Genomic DNA, 18,238 nt, shown 5'->3' with positions numbered 1-18,238 from the left:
AGTCCCGGCAAGCACCCGAAAGCCCGGCACCGGATATTGCGCGACAGTGAAGCCGTGTTGACGACAGCGCCGTATCGGCGCCACACCGATTCGCTATCGAGGAAAAAAACCATGACTGATATCAACCACACCCTGCCACAAGAAGTCGCCGGTAAAGTCGCGTTGGTCACTGGCGCGGCCAGTGGCATCGGCAAGGCGATTGCGCTGATGCTGCATGCCCGCGGCGCCAAGGTGATCGCCGAAGACCGCAACCCGGCCGTCGAAGCACTGGCCCGTCCCGGTCTGGTACCGCTGGTGGCGGACATTACCGAAGATGGCGCCGCCGAACGCGCGGTGGGCCTGGCCGTCGAGCAGTTTGGGCGGCTGGATATTCTGGTCAACAATGCCGGGATCATCATCAACAAAGCGGTGATCGACATGAGCCGCGAGGACTGGGAAAAAATTCAGGCGGTCAACGCCACGGCAGCCTTCCTGCACTGCCGCGAAGCGGTCAAGGCGATGATCCCGAACAAGTCCGGTGCCATCGTCAATATCGCCTCCTATGCCTCGTACTTCGCGTTCCCGACCATTGCCGCCTACACCGCCTCGAAAGGTGCGCTGGCGCAATTGACCCGCACGCTGGCGCTGGAAGTCATCGAACACGGTATTCGTGTGAATGCCATCGGCGTCGGCGATGTGGTGACCAATATCCTCAATGACGTGGTCGAGGACGGCCCGGGATTCCTCGCGCAACACGGCGAGGCGGCGCCCATCGGTCGTGCGGCACAACCGGAGGAAATCGCCGAGATCGTGACTTTTCTCGCCTCCGAGCGTGCCAGTTTCATGGTCGGCTCGGTGGTCATGGCCGACGGCGGCATGACGGTGACGGCGGGCTGATCGCTGCACCAAAAAGCCTTGGGAGCGTGAAGTCGCGCTTCCGAGGCTCTTACGCAGAATCAGGCAAATCTGCAGCATCTTTGATCTAGCCGGCGCTTGGTAAAACTGGCTAATCTTCATCCGCAGTTGACCCACCATCGTCTGCTTTCGAGGCCCTTTGCATGGATAACCACGACGCTTCCATCCTCCACGACACGGCGGTGTATCGCGCCGAGCTGGTGCGCTTGCTGACCCAGCGTTTCGACGCACCGGGCACCTACGAAACCGCGATTGCGCCGCTGCACGTGATCCGTCTCGATGGACCGTCCGAGTTGATCCATGTCGTGCATCGTCCGGCGCTGTGCCTGATTGTGCAGGGGCGCAAGGAAGTCGGGCTGGGTGACGAACGCTTTCTGTACGACCCGCTGAATTATCTGGTGGTGTCGGTGACGTTGCCGGTGTCGGGCCGGGTGATCGAAGCCTCGCCCGAGGCGCCGTACTTTTGCGTGCGGCTGGATTTCGATCCGGCGCAACTGACGCAACTGATTGCCGAATCGCCGCTGACCGGCATCCCGCAGGAAACCGGACGCGGGATGTTTCTCGACAAGATCGATGTAACCCTGCTCGACACCCTGCTGCGTCTGGTGCGTCTGCTGGATAACCCGCGCGACATCGGCATGCTCGCGCCGATGGCGTTGCGCGAGCTGTATTACCGCCTGCTGCGTGGTCAGCATGGGCACTTGCTCTATGAAATCGCCGTCAGCGATTCACAGGCCCATCGGGTCACACGGGCTATCGACTGGCTGAATAAACATTTCACCGAGCCGCTGCGCATCGACGCCTTGGCGCAGGTGGCCAGCCTGAGCAACTCGGCGCTGCACCATCGCTTCAAAGCAGTGACGGCCATGAGTCCGTTGCAGTATCAAAAGCAGTTGCGTTTGCAGGAGGCGCGGCGGCTGATCATCAACGAAGGGCTGGACGTGTCCAGCGCCTGCTACCGCGTCGGCTACGAAAGTGCGTCGCAGTTCAGCCGCGAGTACAACCGCCAGTTCGGTTGCCCGCCGTCGAAGGAACTCAGTCGGTTGCGTCAGACCGGTTGATCACCGCTACGTTGAGGTGCGGATTCAGAACGTCGGTGTGTACTTCACGCTAAACATCACATTGCGCGGATCGCCGAAGTTGTTGTTGCCGTTAAGCTGGTTGTAAGCGGCGGTGTAGTAGCGCTTGTCAAACAGGTTGTTGGCGTTCAGTGCCAGGCCGATTTCTTCGCTCAACTGGTAGCCCAGACGAGCACTCCATACTGTGTAGCCGGCAACGTCATAGGTGTGTTCATAACCGAGCGTATGGCTCTGGGTGGTAAAACCCAGCCCTGTGCTGACACGGTTCCAGTCACCGCTCCATTGGTAATCGCCCCATACCCGCAACATATGCTTGGGCGTCCAGGTGCTGAAGACTTTGCCTTCGTTGGCCGGGTCGTCAAGGTACTGGGTGGTGTTGTAGGTGTAGCCGGCAAACAGTTGCAGGCCCGTCAACACTTCGCCGCTGATTTCCGCTTCGATGCCCTGGCTGCGCACCTTGCCGGCGGCGGTGGAGCAATACCAGCCGTCGCAGGCCATACCCGAGGCCAGGTCGTTGACCGCACGGTTTTCCTGGTCGTAACGGAACAACGCCAGCGAGGTGTTGACGCGGCCATCAAGCAATTCGCCCTTGAGGCCCACTTCGTAGTTGCTGCCGACCACCGGTTTGAGCGTCTGGCCACCTGCATCGCGATTGGTCTGCGGTTCGAACACATCGGTGTAGCTGGCATATACCGCCCATTCGCGACTCAAGTCGTAGACGATGCCGGCGTAGGGCGTAACCACGCCGGTTTCCTTGGCGGTACTGTCAGGGGCGGGGGTGACGACATCGCTGAATGCCATCCGGGTTGCCGACTGATAGCTGAAGTCATATCCGCTGACCCGTGACCCGAGAACCAGCGTCAATGGCTCGATCGGTTTGACTCGCCAGCTGCCATACAGGCCTTTTTGCCTGATCTCGTACTGGCTCGGCGTGGCGCGGCCGCCCGGGGTATTGAGCAAGCCTTCATAGCTGATGGACGGGCGGTCGTGGTTAATGTCGAAGATCGTGTCAGTGGCGCTGTTATTGAAGGTACGGGCGAATTTATCGTCGGAGGTGTATTTGGCGTAGTTGCCGCCAATCATGACTTCATGAGCCATGGACAGCGCTTCGAAGTGGCCGATGAGGTTCATGTCCAGACCGAGCTTGCTCGCGTCGAAATCCGTGACGAAGTCGGCGTATTGAATGCCGCTGCCGTCGGCCTTGAGGCCATTGCCGCTGGTTTGCAGCCGCTGGTTTCTACCCTGGTTGGTTTCGCTCATGTGCACCGCGCCGGTCTTGAAGGTCCAGTCGTCGTTGAATCGGTGCTCCAGATCGGCATACAGCGTTGTCACCTCGATGTCTTGATGGTTCCAGCGTGCGCCGGTATAGGTCGAGCGTGGCACGCTCACAGGCTTGCCGTCGCTGTAGCGGGGCAGGCCGCGGATCATCGGGCGGGACTCGTTATCGGAATGGCTGACGGCCAGGCCAAGGGTCGTGTCGTCGCGCAGGTCCATATCGAGCGCGCCGTAGAGCGAATGGGTTTTGCTCCATTCGTAATCGATGAACGACTGGCTCTGGTCTTCGTCGGCGACGAAACGCCCGCGCACCGTGCCGCTCTGGTTCAGCGGCCCGCCCGCATCCAGTTGCAGGCCGTAATGGTCCCACGATCCGGCCTTGGCGGTGACGGTCACGGTCGGCGCGTTTTGCCCGCGCTTGCGCACCAGATTGATTGCGCCGCCCGGGCTGCCGGCGCCCTGCAACAGGCCTGAGGCGCCGCGCAGCACTTCCATGCGGTCGAAAAAAATCAGGTCCTGGGTCGCCCAATTGCCCAAGGCGTAGGTGTTGCGCGGGATCGGCACGCCGTCGTATTGCCAGTCATCGATCTGAAAGCCGCGCGAGGTGAGGATCATGCCTTGGCCGACACCCTGAACGCCCACCAGGCCGGTGGTCTTGTTGGCCGCGTCTTTGAGATCGGTGAGGTCCTGATCGTCCATTTGCTTGCGGGTCATCACCGTGACCGATTGCGGAATTTCCTTGAGCGTGTGTGTGCCTTTGCCGAGGGTCACGGCCCGTGCGGCGTACGAGCCGGAGTGTTCGGTGGTGGCGTCGTAGCTGCGTTCGACGATAGTCGTCGCACCCAATTGCAGCGCATCGCTGGCGGCCACCGGTTCGACGCTGAAGTTACCTTGCCCGGTGATGCGCAGTTGCAGGCCGCTACCTGCCAGCGCCTGTTCCAGCGCCTGCTGCGCCGGCATCCGGCCGATCACCGCGGGCGCTTGCTTGCCTTGTACCAGCGCAGGCTCCAGCGAAATGATCTGCCCGCTCTGGGCGGCAATCGCATTGAGCGTGCGCGCGAGTGGGCCGGCCGGCAGGTTGAAACTCAGCTCCTGGGCCTGTACAGGGCTCACCAGAGCAGCGAGGGCGACGGATACGCAGAGGGAACGGGGCCACGTGTTGAGCACAACAATCTCCTGATTATGTGGAAGTGTCAGGAGATAGGTGCGATGAGAAATGAAAACCGGACACGAACAGGAATGATTTTCATCAAAACGTTATTTCCGGTCACTTTTTGCTGATCAACGTCAGCCAGGGCCCGTAGTGATCGACACGAATCGGCAGGGTTTCGGTCAAGGCGACAAACGACCGGTCGGCGTCGTCCAGCGGGAACACACCTTGTACGCGTAACCCGCGAATCTCCGGTGCCACACGCACGAGACCGCGACGGTAGGGGCGCAAGGCATCGACCACCTGCTCGAGGGATTCGTCCAGCACACTCAATCGCCCGTTCAACCATTCGACACGGTTGCGCTGTTCGTCGCCCGCCAGTTTGAGACTGCCGGGGTAGAGCAGCGCTGCCTGGCCCTCTTTGACTACCTGCGTGGTGCCGTCGAAGAGCCGCGCCTGGACCGAATGCTGCAAGACCACCAGGCGACTGGCGTCGGGCTCCTGCGCGACCAGAAAGCGCGTGCCCAGTGCGCGCATTTCGCCTTGGGCGGTGCGCACGATCAGCGGCCTTTGCGGATCGGGTGCGACATCGATCACCAGTTCGCCATGGCGCAAAATGACCAGTCGCTGTCTGTCGTCGAAACGCAGGTCCACAGCACTTTGAGCGTTCAGGCTCAGGTGACTACCGTCTGCCAGATCGAACGTCTGACGCTGGCCGCGTCCGGTGTGCAAGTCAGCCAGCAGCGACTCGCCGAATCGACTGCGGGCACCGAGCCACAGACCGCCGCCGACCAAACCCAGCCCGGCGAACACGCGCAAGACGTCGCGCCGCGAAGTGTGCGGTTGCAATAAGACGTGTCGGGCTTCGCTGGCCTGTCCAGGCAAGCGCCGATCCAGCGCGCGCACGGTGCTTAATGACGGGCCAAGCCGCTCCTGCAGGTTTTTCCAGGCCTGGCCGTGAGCGTCGTTCAGTGCCAGCCAGGCGTCGAAGCGTGCCTGTAGCGCGGCATCCGGTGTGCCGGCGTTGAGCTTGACCATCCAGTCCAGGGCTTGCTCAATCACCGGGTCCAGGCGCGGCTTGCTCATGGTTGCACGTCGCTCAGGTAGCATTGGCGCAGGGCCTGTTTCATATAGCGGCTGACGGTACGCTCCGACAGTCCGAGTTTCTGCGCAATCGCGACGTAACTCATACCGTCCAGCTGGCTATAGAGGAACGTTGCTTTGACCAACCTCGGCAATCCGTCGAGCGCGCGGTCGATGGCGACCAGTGCTTCCATCAGTTGCAGTTGTTCTTCCGGGGAGGGCGCGAGTGCCTCGGGCAGGGCGGACAGGCGCTCGAGGTAAGCCAGTTGCAGTTTGCGCCGCCGGTGACGATCGAAGATCAACCGGCGCGCGATGGTCGACAGGTAAGCGCGCGGTTGCGTAATGGTGTCGGGATCGACCCGCGCGGCCAGCAATTGGCAAAAGGTATCGGCGGCGGTGTCCTCGGCGTCGGCACGATTGCCCAGATGCCGGTTGATGTGCTGAAGCAGCCAGCGATGATGGTCGCTGAAGAAGAAACCCAGCTTGCTGGACGGAGAAGATGGCACTGGTGGGCTTTCCAGATGTTAGTGAGAATCCGTCTCAATACTACCGGGGAGCCACGCAACGGCGCAATCAGTCTGTCGCCGGACGGGTCGTTATCCTCGGCGTCCCGCCCATTCATCGCGAAATCCCAACAGAAAATCGACAAACGCCCGCACCCGCTGCGGCACATAGCGACCGTGCGGGTAGAGCAAGGTATACGGCCGCGAACGCCCGGCGTACGGCTGCAGCACTTCAACCAGGCGGCCATCGGCCAGTTCCTGCTCGACGATAAACCGGTAAGTTTGAAAAAGCCCAGCGCCGTGTTTGGCCAGGGTGACGCCGCCGAGCACATCGTCGGAGCAGGAATAACCACCGTCCGAAACCACTTCACGATCCCGACCGTTTTCCTGAAACAGCCAGGAAATCCGCCGGCCACTGCTGGGCAGTTCGAACTGGATGCACTCATGCGCGATCAGCTCGTCGAGGGTCTGCGGGGTGCCGGCCTTTTGCAAATACCCGGGGGAGGCGACCACCACCAGGCTGGCGTCTTCCAGTAGCCGCGCGATCAGGGTCGAGTCTGGTTGTGCGCGCACGCGGATCGCCAGGTCATAGCCTTCTTCGACGAAGTCGATATTGCGATTGCCCAAGTGCACGTCGACCGTGACCTCTGGGTACAACGCACGAAATGTCGGCAGCAGCGGCAGGATGCGGTGATGACCGTAAGTGGTCGGCAGGCTGATGCGCAATCGCCCTGACGGCGAGGTTTGCGCGCCCATGACTTCCTGCTGGGCTTCGACCAGTTGGGTCAGGGCCTGGCTGCATTGCTCGAAGAAGGTGCGGCCGGCGTCGGTCAAGCGAATGCTGCGGGTGGTTCGGGCAAACAATCGCGAACCCAGGCGTTGCTCCAGACGCAGGATCGACCGACTCACCGCCGCAGGCGTGACCCCGGCCAGTTGCGCGGCGGCGGTGAAGCTACCGGCTTCGGCGGCCAGGCAAAACAGTTCGATACTGCCTAACTGCAAGTCTTCAAAATGGCGTTTCATTGCGGCTCGCACCAAGGATCGACGGACGTTCATCCTCTGTGTACCACAACGAACGATACCGCCGGTACACACCGGCGGTATGGCAGGGTTTCGATCAATGACCGGCGCTCTGGCCGCCATCGACGTGGAGGATCTCGCCAGTGACGAAATTTGCGCTGTCCAGGTAGAGAATCGCTTGCACGATATCGTCAATCTCACCCATGTGCCCGACCGGGTGCAGGCTGCCCAGCGCCTGATGGGTTTCCTCGGCATGCATTGGCGTTTTGATGATGCCCGGTGACACCGCGTTGACCCGGATACCGCGCTTGGCGTACTCGATGGCCAGGGATTTGGTCGCCGCGTTGATGCCGCCCTTGGTCAGCGAGGCGAGTACCGACGGCACGCCATCAATTGCATGGTCGACCAGACTGGTGGTCACGCTGACGATGTGGCCGCTGCCGTGCTTTTCCATCTCGCCGACGGCCAATTGCGAGATGTAGAAAAAGCCGCTCATGTTGGTCGCCACGACCTGTGCATAGTCCGCTTGGCTGTAGGCGGTAAAAGGCTTGGCCAGAAAGATCCCGGCATTGTTGATCAGCGTATCGACGCGACCGAAGCGGGCCAAGGCGGCGCGAATCACCCGCTCGGCGGTTTGTGGATCGGCGATGTCACCGGCGACGGTCAGAACGTCCGGGTCACTCGATTCTTTGATCGAACGCGAGGTTGCGACCACTTGATGGCCGAGAGCGCGAAATGCTGCAACCAGACCTGCACCAATGCCTTGCGAGGCGCCGGTGATGACAACGACTTTTTTGGATGTGCTCATGATGGTTTCCTCAAGGACATAAAGGGTTAAAGGCCGGACAAATCTTTGCGGTATTGCGTGGTGGTCATGCCGGCATAACCCCAGTTATCGGTGTCCACTTCGTCGATGACGATGTGCGTGAGCTTCGGGTCCTTGTTGAGCACGCGCTCCAGGGTCTCGGTGAATTCCTTGATCACCTGGGCTTTCTGTTCGGCGGTGACGCCGTCGCGGGTGATGCGTACGTTGATGAGAGGCATGGGAAGTCGCTCCAATCGCTGACCCGTCGGGATGGCGGGTGGCTGTTGGAGTGAACTTTAGGAAGTTGTGACGAGTTGATAAATGGGGGCTGGGGTACATCATTTGTACTGTGGTGTATCTAATGGGCTGCACCCCCAAGCCTGCCTTTGTAGGAGTGAGCTTGCTCGCGAAAGGGCCGGCACATCCAACATCGATGTCGCCTGACACTCCGCCTTCGCGGGCAAGCCCGCTCCCACAGGGTTTTGCATTCACTCGCATATCTGCGTCTCAGCGTAGATCCACTGTGGGAGAGGGCTTGCTCGCGAAAGGGCCGGCACATCCAACATCGATGTCGCCTGACACTCCGTCTTCGCGGGCAAGCCCGCTCCCACAGGGTTTTGCATTCATTCACACATCTGCCATTCAGTGCAGATCCACTGTGGGAGCGGGCTTGCTCGCGAAAGGGCCGGCACATCCAGCATCAGTGTCGTCTGACACTCCGCCTTCGCGAGCAGGCTCACTCCTACAAGAGGCAATTTTCGATTGTCCTGTTTGAGTGGACGGTGTAACGCTTTTCAGCCGATTTATCCCTTTGCTGTGCGTCAGTAATCTGTACCCAACTTGAACGCAACAACAACTTCAGACAATCAAAAAGGGATGCACACCATGACCACTCCAACCTACAACCGCCTGAACAAAGACGACGCAATCGTGCTGCTGGTTGACCACCAGACCGGTCTGATCTCGCTGGTGCAGGACTTCTCGCCGAACGAGTTCAAGAACAACGTGCTGGCGCTGGCCGACCTGGCGAAGTTCTTCGACCTGCCGACCATCCTCACCACCAGCTTCGAACAAGGCCCGAATGGCCCGCTGGTGCCAGAGTTGAAAGAGATGTTCCCGGACGCGCCGTACATCGCTCGCCCAGGTCAGATCAACGCTTGGGACAACGAAGATTTCGTCAAGGCGATCAAGGCTACCGGTCGCAAGCAAATCATCATTGCCGGTGTCGTGACGGATGTGTGTGTAGCGTTCCCGACTCTGTCGGCGCTGGCGGAAGGCTTTGATGTGTTCGTGGTCACCGATGCCTCCGGCACCTTCAACAACACCGTGCAGCAAGCCGCGTGGAGCCGCATGACCCAGGCCGGTGCGCAGATGATGAACTGGTTCTCGGTGGCCTGTGAGCTGCACCGCGACTGGCGCAACGACATCGAAGGGCTGGGCAACCTGCTGTCGCAGCGGATCCCCAACTATCGCAACCTGATGAACAGCTACTCGGCGCTGACGCAGCAGAAGTAACTTCACCAGCAACGCAAAAGCCTGCTTTTAACAGCAGGCTTTTTGTTTTTCCGGATGACGAAACACAGTCACTGTAGGAGTGAGCCTGCTCGCGATAGCTCTGGACCAGCCAATGAAGATGTTGCGCGTGCCGACGCCATCGCGAGCAGGCTCACTCCCACAGGAAATTGCGTTTCTCCTGACGAAACACGTTCAACTGTGGGAGCGAGCCTGCTCGCGAAGACGGCCGCACAGTCACCCGAGCAACTCGCTGATCCACTGCACCTCTTGGCTGATCGCCTGCACCTTGTCCTGCGGCAATGCTCGTTGCGCGTGGGTAAATTGGCTCAAGGTCTTTTGTCGCTGAAGCAGCCTGCGTCGCCATTTCTGTAGAAACGCCGGGCTGCGCTCCTGCAGTTGTACAGGGCCGAAATACAATTCTTCGGCGCTGTAAGTCAGCGGCTCGGCGGCACGCTCGGCAACAATGATTTCATAGTCGAAGCGGTCCTCATGCAGCACCTCTTCGCAAACGATCCGGTAGCCGTTATCCATCAGCCATTGACGCAGCGGTTGCTCGCCGCCGTTAGGTTGCAGAATCAGCCGTTCGTGGCCGCTGAGTCGGGCTTTGCCGCTGTTGAAAATGTCGCGGATGGTCTCGCCACCCATCCCACAGAGGGTGATGGCGCTGATGGCGTCTTCAGGTCTGATCGCCGCCAGGCCATCGGCCAGGCGCACGCTGATGTGGCTGCGCAGATCGTTGTCGTTCACGGTGCGTTGCGCCGCGTGGAAGGGCGTCGGAGCGACCTCGCCAGCCACTGCCGCGGCAATCATCCCGCGGCGCATCAGGACCACCGGCAGGTAAGCGTGGTCCGAGCCGATATCGGCCAGCCGCGCGCCAAGCGGCATGTGGGCGGCGACGCGTTCAAGGCGCATGGACAATGTCTGTTGGTTCAACGGCAACCCCTTCACCGGCGGCGGAAAAAGGGGTGCGACTCTGGCGAGCAACGCCGGCGCTGTCAAATCGCGCCGATGGAATCGCTTGCCCAGCGGCAGCACGGCGCTGCCGATGGGCGTTTGCGTTTAGCCCGCGAGCGTTGCGTTGTCGATGACGAAGCGGTATTTCACATCACCCTTGAGCATGCGCTCGTAGGACTCGTTGATTTGATCGGCGCGGATCAGCTCGATGTCGGAAACGATGCCGTGCTCGGCACAGAAATCGAGCATCTCCTGGGTCTCGGGAATGCCGCCGATCATCGAACCGGCGATGGTGCGGCGCTTCATGATCAGGTTGAACACGTTCGGCGAGGGATGCGGCGAGGCGGGCGCACCGACCAGCGTCAGCGCGCCATCGCGCTTGAGCAGGACGAGGAAGGCGTCGAGATCGTGCGGTGCTGCAACTGTATTGAGGATCATGTCGAAGCTCTTGGTGTGTGCCGCCATTTCCTCGGCATTGCGCGACACCACGACTTCGTCCGCCCCCAGTGCCTTGGCCGCTTCACGCTTGGACTCGGAGGTGGTGAACGCAACGACATGGGCGCCCATGGCGTGAGCCAGTTTGATGCCCATGTGGCCCAATCCACCGATGCCGACCACACCGACTTTCTTGCCGGGGCCGGCGTTCCACTGGCGCAGTGGCGAATAGGTGGTGATGCCTGCGCAGAGCAGCGGCGCGACGGCGGCCAGTTGCGCCTCGGGATGGCGGATGCGCAAGACATAACGCTCGTGCACGACGATGTTTTGCGAATAGCCGCCGAGCGTCCAGCCCGGTGCGTCCGGGGTCGGGAAGTTGTAGGTGCCGATCATGCCGTCGCAGTAGTTTTCCAGCCCGGATTCGCAATCCTCACAATGTTTGCAGCTGTCGACGATGCAGCCGACACCGACCAGATCGCCAACCTTGTAGTCCTTGACGTGCGTGCCGACGGCTGACACGCGACCGACGATTTCATGACCGGGAACGCAAGGAAACTGCGTGCCGGCCCATTCAGCGCGCACTTGGTGCAAGTCCGAATGGCAGATGCCGCAAAAGGCAATGTCGATCTGCACATCGTCGGCGGCCGGTGCGCGGCGGTTGATCTGCATCGGCTCAAGGGGTTTGTCGCCAGCGTGGGCGCCGTAGGCTTGTACGAGCATCGGAGCATCCTCCATGGGTTTGTCGGATGTTAATTGTGGCCCTTATGTTCGAACGCGCCATTGTGCATTTCTGTGGAATGTTTGCCTGATTCTGTGAAACCGCTGTCAGAATCGATCCAGCGCGTAAGGCGTGTTATCTGGCACGTCGATGAGTTGGTTGGGCAGCGTCGGCGAAACCAGCCGCGCCACCATCTGCGCCGTCACTGCCGCCTGCGTCAGCCCCAGGTGCTGATGCCCAAACGCAAGCAACACTTTGCCATTGCAGACCTGGTCGATGACCGGAAGCGAATCCGGCAGCGATGGGCGAAAGCCCATCCACGGGGTGGCGCCGTCAGCGTTCAGGTCGTTGCGAAACAAACCTTGACTCAAACGTTGCAACTGCCAGGCGCGCGCCATGTTTGCGGGTCGTTCAAGCCCGGCGAACTCGACCGTACCCGCGAGGCGCAGGCCTTCGCTCATCGGTGTCATGATGAACTTGCGTTCCAGCGAGGTGACGGGGAAGGGCAGCCGGTGATGTTCCCGGGGCAGCATCAGGTGATAGCCGCGCTCGGTGTCCAGCGGCACGTTCTTGCCTGTTAATGCGGCGGTGAGTTTCGCCGAATGAGCGCCACAAGCGATCAACACGCGGCGCGCCTTCAACTCTCCGGATCCGGTAAGCAATGCCACACCGTGCTCCTGCACATAACCGCCCTGAACCTGCTCCTGGACGAATCCCACGCCACAGGCCCTGGCCGCTTCGACCAGTGCGACGACGACTTGGTATGGATCGAGGAAATGCCCGGTGCGCGGGAAAAACAAGCCGCCTTGAACCCGCTCACTGAGCTGCGGCGCCGTCTCGCGTATCGACTCGGCCCGCCAGTAATCGATCGGTACCTGTTGCTGACGCAAACGCGTCTGAAGCACTTCAATGGCCTGACGCGACTCGGCACGTTCGAAGACCAGCAACGAACCGTCGACCTTGAGCAGATCGGGACGCTGAATATCAGCGAGCAACTGCTGCCACGCGTCGAGGCTGCTTTCGTTGAGTGCACGCAAGCCTGCGACGGTTTTCCGGAAAGGCTCAGGACGTAGGTTCAGCAACAACCGCGTGAACCACGGCAAGGCGCGCGGCAGGTATTTCCAGTCCAGGCGCAGCGGCCCCATCGGGTCCATGAGCATGGCCGGCAAGCGTTTGAGGATTGACACGTCGGCAATCGGAAACACCTGTTCGGTCGCCAGATGCCCGGCATTGCCGAACGAGGCGCCATGGCCGGGCGCCTGTTGATCGATGACCACCACGTGCAGGCCCTGCTGCGCGAGACGCAGTGCGCAAGCCACGCCGATGATCCCGGCGCCGACCACAGCGATGTCGTGCGAAGGGTTATTCGCCATGGCTTGCGTCTTCCCGTTGGCCGTCGAGCAAGCGCCGCAGGTGCAGCGGATTGGTTTTTTGCAGCGCCGTGGGCAACAACTTGTCGGGGAAATCCTGATAGCACACCGGCCGCAGGAATCGCTGGATCGCGGCAGTGCCGACCGAAGTGGTCCGCGCATCGGATGTTGCCGGATAGGGCCCGCCGTGAACCATGGCATCGCACACTTCGACACCGGTCGGCCAGCCGTTGACCAGCAGGCGCCCGGCCTTGCGTTCCAGGGTCGGCAGCAATGTGCGGGCCAGAGCAAGGTCAGCGTCATCCACGTGCAAAGTCGCGGTCAGTTGACCTTCTAAGTGTTCGCAGACCTGACGGATTTCTTGGTTATTGCTGCATTGCACCACCAGCGAGGCGGCGCCGAAGGTTTCGGCGTGCAGGTGATGATCGGCGAGAAAATCGACGGCGTCGGTGATGAAGACATGGGCCTGACACCGGTTCGGGCCGCTGCCGCGTTGACCTGCGGCGACCGTGCGCGCGCGGGGATTGTCCTGCAACGCCGTCACGCCCGCTGCATAGGCGCTGAAAATGCCCGGCGTCAGCATGGTTTGCGCCGCGCTGTGGGGAATCAGTTCGGTCACCGCGCGGAGAAACGCATCCAGCGCCGGGCCTTTTTGGGCGATCAGCAACCCCGGATTGGTACAGAACTGCCCGGCGCCCAGGGTCAGCGATGCGACAAACCCTTCGGCCAACGCCTGCGCCCGATTGTGCAAGGCTGCCGGAAACAGCAGCACCGGGTTGATCGAACTCATTTCCGCGTACACCGGAATCGGCTCCAGCCGCGCTTGCGCCGCTTGCATCAATGCCAGTCCGCCGGTGCGCGAGCCGGTGAAGCCTGCGGCTTTGATGCGCCAGTCGCTGACCAGCGCAATGCCCACTTGGTAACCGGAATCGAACAGCAATGAAAATACGCCCTCGGGCAACGCGCAGTCCTTGATCGCTCGGGCGACCGCGCGGCCCACCAGTTCGCTGGTACCGGGGTGCGCGCTGTGGGCCTTGACGATCACCGGGCAACCGGCGGCCAGCGCCGAGGCGGTATCACCGCCGGCCACGGAAAAGGCCAGCGGAAAGTTGCTCGCGCCAAACACCGCCACTGGCCCCAGTGCAATCTGCCGTTGACGCAGGTCCGAGCGCGGCAGCGGCTGGCGTTGTGGCTGCGCCGTGTCGACGCGCACATCGAGCCACTCACCGGCGCGCACCGTTCGGGCGAACAGGCGCAGTTGCTGGCAAGTGCGGCCGCGCTCGCCCTGAAGACGTGCCTGGGGCAGGCCGGTTTCGGCGTGGGCGCGCTCGATCAGTTCGTCGCCAAGCAGCTCGATGTGCCCGGCAATGCATTCAAGAAATTCGGCACGGGCAGCAAGGCTGGTTTCGCGATAGGCGTCTTGCGCTGCCCAGGCCAGCGCGCAGGCCTGTTCAACCTGCTCGGCCGACGCGCCGGCATAGGCCGGTTCCAGTGTCTGGTGGGTCGCCGGGTTGATCCCGTAGACGGCTTGGCGTTCGCCCGCCACCGATTGTTGGCCGATCAGCAAATTGCCCGTCAAAGTCATGGTGTCTTCCTGTGAAAAGAGGGGGCCTGCCGCGAATCGTGATGCTCCACGGCAGGTCGCGGTCAGGCGAAGTTCTGCTCGGCCGACCAGTTTTCGTACCAGTGACGGAACAGCGAATACTGCTTCTCGGCGTAGCGCCGTTGCGAATCGCTCAACGTGTCGGTCTCGTTGAAGTGCAGGGTGTATTCCTTGTCCCCGTTGAGCACCATCAGGTGCTTGTAATACAGCACCAGATCACAACCTTCATCGAACGATGACAGCACCGCCAGCGCCGATTCCAGTTCCCGCGCCTGACGTCGTGCCTTGGCATCGCCTTGCGCCGCTTGCTTGCTCAGGGCCACCAGTTGCAGCACTTCCCGGGGCAGGGCGTTGCCGATGCCAGTGATGGCGCCGGTGGCGTTGCAGTTGACGAAACCGTGCACCACTTGGGTGTCGACGCCGACCATCAGCGTCACGTCGTCATCCTTGGAGGTGATGTTTTCTGCCGCGTAACGCAAATCCGCAGCACCGCCGAATTCCTTGAAGCCGATCAGGTTCGGGTACTCGCGGCGCAGTTCGAAAAACAGATCGGCGCGGGTGGCGAAGCCGTAGTAAGGGCTGTTGTAGATCACCGCCGGCAAGTTCGGCGCGGCTTGCAGAATGACGGCAAAGTGAGCCTTTTGCGCTGTCGCCGAAGCCCCACGGGACAGCACACGCGGAATGACCATCAAGCCTTGCGCGCCGACTTTCGCTGCATGGGCTGCGTGAGACACTGCCTCACGGGTGTTCACCGCGCCAGTGCCGACGATGGTCGGCACCCCGGCGGCTACCAGCCGCGCCACGCCTTCCTGGCGCTCGGCCTCGGTGAGCAACGGCCAGTCGCCCATGGAGCCGCAATAAACCACGGCGCTCATGCCGGTATCGATCAGCTCGCGACCCTTGGCCACCAGCGCATCAAAGTCGGGTTTACGCTGGGCTGTGCACGGGGTCATCAGGGCCGGCATGCAACCGGTGAAAATGTTGTCGCTCATGTTCTAACTCCTTGGCATTTGGTTTTATTCGAGGTGAACGATCGGCGCGGCGGCTCAGATGCCCCACGCGAACGGGTCGCTTTCGTCGATCAGCAAGGTGCTGTCGGCGGTCATGTAGGCGCGGCCGGTGATGAACGGGCGAATGCGCTCGCCTTCCCATTCAAAGCGGCCTTCGAACTGGCTACCGGTGATGCTCGCCTGTACCCACGGCGCGCCGGGTTGCAGTTTGTCGTCGGCGGCCAGGCATGCGAGTTTGGCGCTGGTGCCGGTGCCGCACGGTGAGCGGTCGTAGGCTTTGCCGGGGCACATGACGAAGTTGCGGCTATCGGCGCTGGCGTCGTCGGCGAACAGTTCGATGTGGTCGATGACCGCGCCGTCTTCGCCATGAATGCCCTGGTCTTCCAGCGCTTTGAGCATCGCCCAGGTGTAAGCCGTCAGGTGTTCGACATTGTCCATGTGCAAGGTCTGGCCATGCTCGGAGACCAGGTAAAACCAGTTGCCGCCATAGGCGATATCTCCGACCACGCGGCCAAATCCCGGAACGTCCACCGGGACTTGTTTGCGATAACGCCAGGCGGGCACGTTGCCCAGAGTGACCGAGCCATCGTCGTGCAAGGTGGCGCTGACCTGGCCGACCGGTGTGTCGATCTTGTGCACCCCCGGCGCGATCCGTCCCAGATAGTGCAATGAATTGATCAGGCCTATGGTGCCGTGGCCGCACATGCCCAGATAGCCGGCGTTGTTGAAGAAAATCACCCCGCACGTGGCGTCCGGCGACACTGGCGCGCAATACAGCGCGCCGACCAACACGTCGTTGCCGCGCGGCTCCAGCAGACAGGCGCGGCGCCACTGATCGTGCTGGTTGCGCAGGGCATCGCGCTGCTCGGCCATGTTGTTGCCGGGCAGCTCGGGGAAGCCGCTCATCACCAGGCGCGTCGGTTCGCCGCCGGTGTGGGAATCAATCACGTGTACTCGTTTCATGAACATGTCCCCTTGGGTGAATTCAGTAGGCGCCGGCAGGGCGTGCATTGACGGTGGCGGAGGGCATGGCGGCTTCGCTTTCCTCGTCCTCGTCCAGACGCAAGAGGTGCGCTGGCACACCGGTCGCCGCGCCCCAGTAATAAATCCCGGTGGCGCAAGCGGCGACGACGATCGTGTCGAACGGATGAGCGAGGATGCCCAGTCCGCCGAAGGTGCCGAGTTTCGACAGCACGATGGTCACGGCGTAGAAGGCGATCAGCCACGCCGACGAACGCACCTGACGCGCCAGATTCAGGTGAGCGGTCGGCACGAAACGGCCGCAGAGCAGATACAACACAAACATCAGGATTTGCAGGCCAAGCAGCCACGACACGGTGTTCCAGCCCGACCAATAGACGATCAGCGCGGCGATGATGAACGACACCGGTCCGAGCACGCCCATGCCCTTGACCCGGAACGGGCGCGGCATATCCGGCGCATTGCGACGCAGCGCGGCGACCGACACCGGCGCTACCGCATAGCTCAATACCAGCGCTGCGGAGACCACATTAATCAGCGCTTCCCACGACGGAAATGGCAGGGTCCAGAACACCGACAGGGCGAAGGTCAGCCACAGCGCTGGGCGCGGAATGCCGGACTTTTCGTCGATGCGGGTGAAGACTTTGAAAAACGTCCCGGTCTGTGCCCAGCCGTAGATCACGCGCGGCGTAGCGTTCATGTAAATGTTGCCGCAGCCGCTCGGCGAGATCACCGCGTCGGCAACCACCAACCACGCCAGCCAGCCCACACCGAGCGCCAGGGCGATGTCGCGATAAGGCAGGGCGAATTCCTTGCTGATGCCGGCCCAGCCGTTGGCGAGCATTTCGGTGGGGATGCTGCCGAGAAACGCCATTTGCAGCAGCACGTAAATCAAGGTCGACAACAGCACCGAAAGAATCAGCGCGATGGGAATGGTGCGCTGCGGATTTTTCACCTCGCTGGCCACCGAAATGATCGGCGTCAGGCCCAGGTAGGCAAAGATAATCCCGCCGGCCGAGACCGCCATCTCGACGCCTGACAGACCGAACGGGGCGAAGCCCTGCACCTGGAAGTTCTCGGGTTTGAAGAAGGTGAACAGCACGCCGATCACCAGCAACGGCACGATGAACTTGAAGACGCTCACCAGGTTGTTGGCTTTGGCGAAGGTCTTCACGCTGCGATAGTTGAGAAAGAAAAACACACAGAGCAGGCCGAACTGCACCAGCCAGCCGAGGATCGTCGGATCGTTGCTGCCGGCCTTGGTCAGGTCGGGAAACCACGCCGCCGCGTATTGGCGCGAGGCAACCACTTCGATCGCCACCAGACTGGAAAAGGCAATCAGGGTGATGAACCCCATCAGATAACCGAGCAACGGCCCATGGGAATACACCGGGTAGCGCACCACACCGCCGGCACGGGGCAATGCCGCGCCCAATTCGCAATACACAATGCCCAGCAGCAGCACGGCGAAACCGCCCAGCAGCCAGGAGAAAATCCCCGCTGGCCCGGCGATGGCGGACACATGGCTGGCCGCGAACAGCCAGCCGGACCCGAAGATCGCTCCCAGTCCGATAAATGTGAGGTCGATCAGTGAAAGCTGTTTTTTGAACTTGCCTTGGCCTGACATGGCATCGCCTTCTTGTGAGTTATTGGATAGGCAGTTGTGTCACCGGGACAGCCAGACTTTGAACCGATCGACATGACGGCGATTGATGTTTTGCGCAGCGATCGATGACGAAATCAGCACAATCGCCGCGACGAATGCGCGGCCTCGACAGCGCGCCGACGTTGCTGCAATCTGCTCGCGGACGCTTTTCCGGCGGTTCATCGCAAGGGGGATGGT

At 61.5% G+C, this 18,238-nt stretch carries 16 protein-coding genes; 3 read left to right on the top strand and 13 right to left on the bottom strand.

Annotation, left to right across the window (positions count from 1 at the left end):
* The first annotated feature begins 111 nt into the window (after positions 1-111).
* On the top strand, positions 112-876 hold the full coding sequence (locus HU743_RS11575; protein ID WP_186648731.1) for an SDR family oxidoreductase: 765 nt from the start codon (positions 112-114) through the stop codon (positions 874-876).
* A 161-nt stretch (positions 877-1,037) separates the two neighbouring features.
* On the top strand, positions 1,038-1,955 hold the full coding sequence (locus tag HU743_RS11570) for an AraC family transcriptional regulator (RefSeq protein WP_186648730.1): 918 nt from the start codon (positions 1,038-1,040) through the stop codon (positions 1,953-1,955).
* A 24-nt stretch (positions 1,956-1,979) separates the two neighbouring features.
* Here the strand turns inward: HU743_RS11570 and HU743_RS11565 are convergent, their stop codons facing one another.
* From HU743_RS11565 to HU743_RS11540, 6 genes are all read right to left on the bottom strand, one after another.
* Positions 1,980-4,415, bottom strand: a complete 2,436-nt coding sequence (locus HU743_RS11565; RefSeq protein WP_186648729.1) for a TonB-dependent siderophore receptor — start codon at positions 4,413-4,415, stop codon at positions 1,980-1,982.
* Positions 4,416-4,515: 100 nt separating this feature from the next.
* Complete coding sequence (locus tag HU743_RS11560) at positions 4,516-5,484, bottom strand: FecR domain-containing protein (protein WP_186648728.1); 969 nt, start codon at positions 5,482-5,484, stop codon at positions 4,516-4,518.
* Positions 5,481-5,987 (bottom strand): sigma-70 family RNA polymerase sigma factor, encoded by a 507-nt coding sequence (locus HU743_RS11555; RefSeq protein ID WP_186648727.1) that lies wholly within the window; start codon positions 5,985-5,987, stop codon positions 5,481-5,483. The genes HU743_RS11560 and HU743_RS11555 overlap by 4 nt, the downstream gene beginning before the upstream one ends.
* Positions 5,988-6,077: 90 nt before the next feature.
* On the bottom strand, positions 6,078-7,007 hold the full coding sequence (locus HU743_RS11550; protein ID WP_186632663.1) for a LysR family transcriptional regulator: 930 nt from the start codon (positions 7,005-7,007) through the stop codon (positions 6,078-6,080).
* A gap of 94 nt (positions 7,008-7,101) precedes the next feature.
* Positions 7,102-7,812 (bottom strand): SDR family NAD(P)-dependent oxidoreductase, encoded by a 711-nt coding sequence (locus HU743_RS11545; RefSeq protein WP_186648726.1) that lies wholly within the window; start codon positions 7,810-7,812, stop codon positions 7,102-7,104.
* A gap of 26 nt (positions 7,813-7,838) precedes the next feature.
* On the bottom strand, positions 7,839-8,048 hold the full coding sequence (locus HU743_RS11540) for a 4-oxalocrotonate tautomerase family protein (protein WP_186648725.1): 210 nt from the start codon (positions 8,046-8,048) through the stop codon (positions 7,839-7,841).
* A 646-nt stretch (positions 8,049-8,694) separates the two neighbouring features.
* Here HU743_RS11540 and ycaC point away from each other — a divergent pair.
* Positions 8,695-9,324 carry an isochorismate family cysteine hydrolase YcaC gene (gene ycaC, locus HU743_RS11535; protein ID WP_186648724.1) on the top strand — a complete coding sequence of 210 codons (630 nt, stop codon included), beginning with the start codon at positions 8,695-8,697 and terminating at the stop codon, positions 9,322-9,324.
* A 234-nt stretch (positions 9,325-9,558) separates the two neighbouring features.
* On the opposite strand, the gene HU743_RS11530 is transcribed toward ycaC, so the two are convergent.
* The 7 genes from HU743_RS11530 to HU743_RS11500 form a co-directional block, all read right to left on the bottom strand.
* Positions 9,559-10,257, bottom strand: coding sequence for a tRNA (adenine(22)-N(1))-methyltransferase TrmK (locus HU743_RS11530; RefSeq protein WP_346656521.1), 699 nt, complete (start codon positions 10,255-10,257; stop codon positions 9,559-9,561).
* A gap of 126 nt (positions 10,258-10,383) precedes the next feature.
* Positions 10,384-11,433 (bottom strand): NAD(P)-dependent alcohol dehydrogenase, encoded by a 1,050-nt coding sequence (locus HU743_RS11525; RefSeq protein ID WP_186648722.1) that lies wholly within the window; start codon positions 11,431-11,433, stop codon positions 10,384-10,386.
* A 105-nt stretch (positions 11,434-11,538) separates the two neighbouring features.
* The gene (locus HU743_RS11520; RefSeq protein ID WP_186648720.1) at positions 11,539-12,804 is read right to left on the bottom strand and encodes an FAD-dependent oxidoreductase; all 1,266 of its coding nucleotides are present in this window, start codon (positions 12,802-12,804) and stop codon (positions 11,539-11,541) included.
* The gene (locus tag HU743_RS11515; RefSeq protein WP_186648718.1) at positions 12,794-14,386 is read right to left on the bottom strand and encodes an aldehyde dehydrogenase (NADP(+)); all 1,593 of its coding nucleotides are present in this window, start codon (positions 14,384-14,386) and stop codon (positions 12,794-12,796) included. Before HU743_RS11515 ends, HU743_RS11520 begins: the two co-directional genes overlap by 11 nt.
* Before the next feature lie 62 nt (positions 14,387-14,448).
* A complete protein-coding gene (locus tag HU743_RS11510; protein WP_186648717.1) occupies positions 14,449-15,396 on the bottom strand; it encodes a dihydrodipicolinate synthase family protein in 948 nt (315 codons plus the stop codon).
* 54 nt (positions 15,397-15,450) lie between these two features.
* Positions 15,451-16,377 carry a 4-hydroxyproline epimerase gene (locus tag HU743_RS11505; protein WP_186648716.1) on the bottom strand — a complete coding sequence of 309 codons (927 nt, stop codon included), beginning with the start codon at positions 16,375-16,377 and terminating at the stop codon, positions 15,451-15,453.
* Between the two features lie 22 nt (positions 16,378-16,399).
* Positions 16,400-18,022: an APC family permease gene (locus HU743_RS11500; RefSeq protein WP_186648715.1), complete on the bottom strand. Its 1,623-nt coding sequence runs from the start codon at positions 18,020-18,022 to the stop codon at positions 16,400-16,402.
* Positions 18,023-18,238: the final 216 nt, after the last annotated feature.

Source organism: Pseudomonas sp. SWRI99 (assembly GCF_014270125.1).
GTDB lineage: Bacteria > Pseudomonadota > Gammaproteobacteria > Pseudomonadales > Pseudomonadaceae > Aquipseudomonas > Aquipseudomonas hamedanensis.
This window is presented reverse-complemented; position numbering and strand designations above follow the sequence as displayed.

Coding starts and splice junctions, on each gene's coding strand:
- HU743_RS11575 (WP_186648731.1), top strand. CDS start 112: ATGACTGATATCAACCACACCCTGCCACAAGAAGTCGCCGGTAAAGTC.
- ycaC (WP_186648724.1), top strand. CDS start 8,695: ATGACCACTCCAACCTACAACCGCCTGAACAAAGACGACGCAATCGTG.
- HU743_RS11560 (WP_186648728.1), bottom strand. CDS start 5,484: ATGAGCAAGCCGCGCCTGGACCCGGTGATTGAGCAAGCCCTGGACTGG.
- HU743_RS11500 (WP_186648715.1), bottom strand. CDS start 18,022: ATGTCAGGCCAAGGCAAGTTCAAAAAACAGCTTTCACTGATCGACCTC.
- HU743_RS11505 (WP_186648716.1), bottom strand. CDS start 16,377: ATGAAACGAGTACACGTGATTGATTCCCACACCGGCGGCGAACCGACG.
- HU743_RS11540 (WP_186648725.1), bottom strand. CDS start 8,048: ATGCCTCTCATCAACGTACGCATCACCCGCGACGGCGTCACCGCCGAA.
- HU743_RS11570 (WP_186648730.1), top strand. CDS start 1,038: ATGGATAACCACGACGCTTCCATCCTCCACGACACGGCGGTGTATCGC.
- HU743_RS11510 (WP_186648717.1), bottom strand. CDS start 15,396: ATGAGCGACAACATTTTCACCGGTTGCATGCCGGCCCTGATGACCCCG.
- HU743_RS11545 (WP_186648726.1), bottom strand. CDS start 7,812: ATGAGCACATCCAAAAAAGTCGTTGTCATCACCGGCGCCTCGCAAGGC.
- HU743_RS11520 (WP_186648720.1), bottom strand. CDS start 12,804: ATGGCGAATAACCCTTCGCACGACATCGCTGTGGTCGGCGCCGGGATC.
- HU743_RS11515 (WP_186648718.1), bottom strand. CDS start 14,386: ATGACTTTGACGGGCAATTTGCTGATCGGCCAACAATCGGTGGCGGGC.
- HU743_RS11550 (WP_186632663.1), bottom strand. CDS start 7,007: ATGAAACGCCATTTTGAAGACTTGCAGTTAGGCAGTATCGAACTGTTT.
- HU743_RS11525 (WP_186648722.1), bottom strand. CDS start 11,433: ATGCTCGTACAAGCCTACGGCGCCCACGCTGGCGACAAACCCCTTGAG.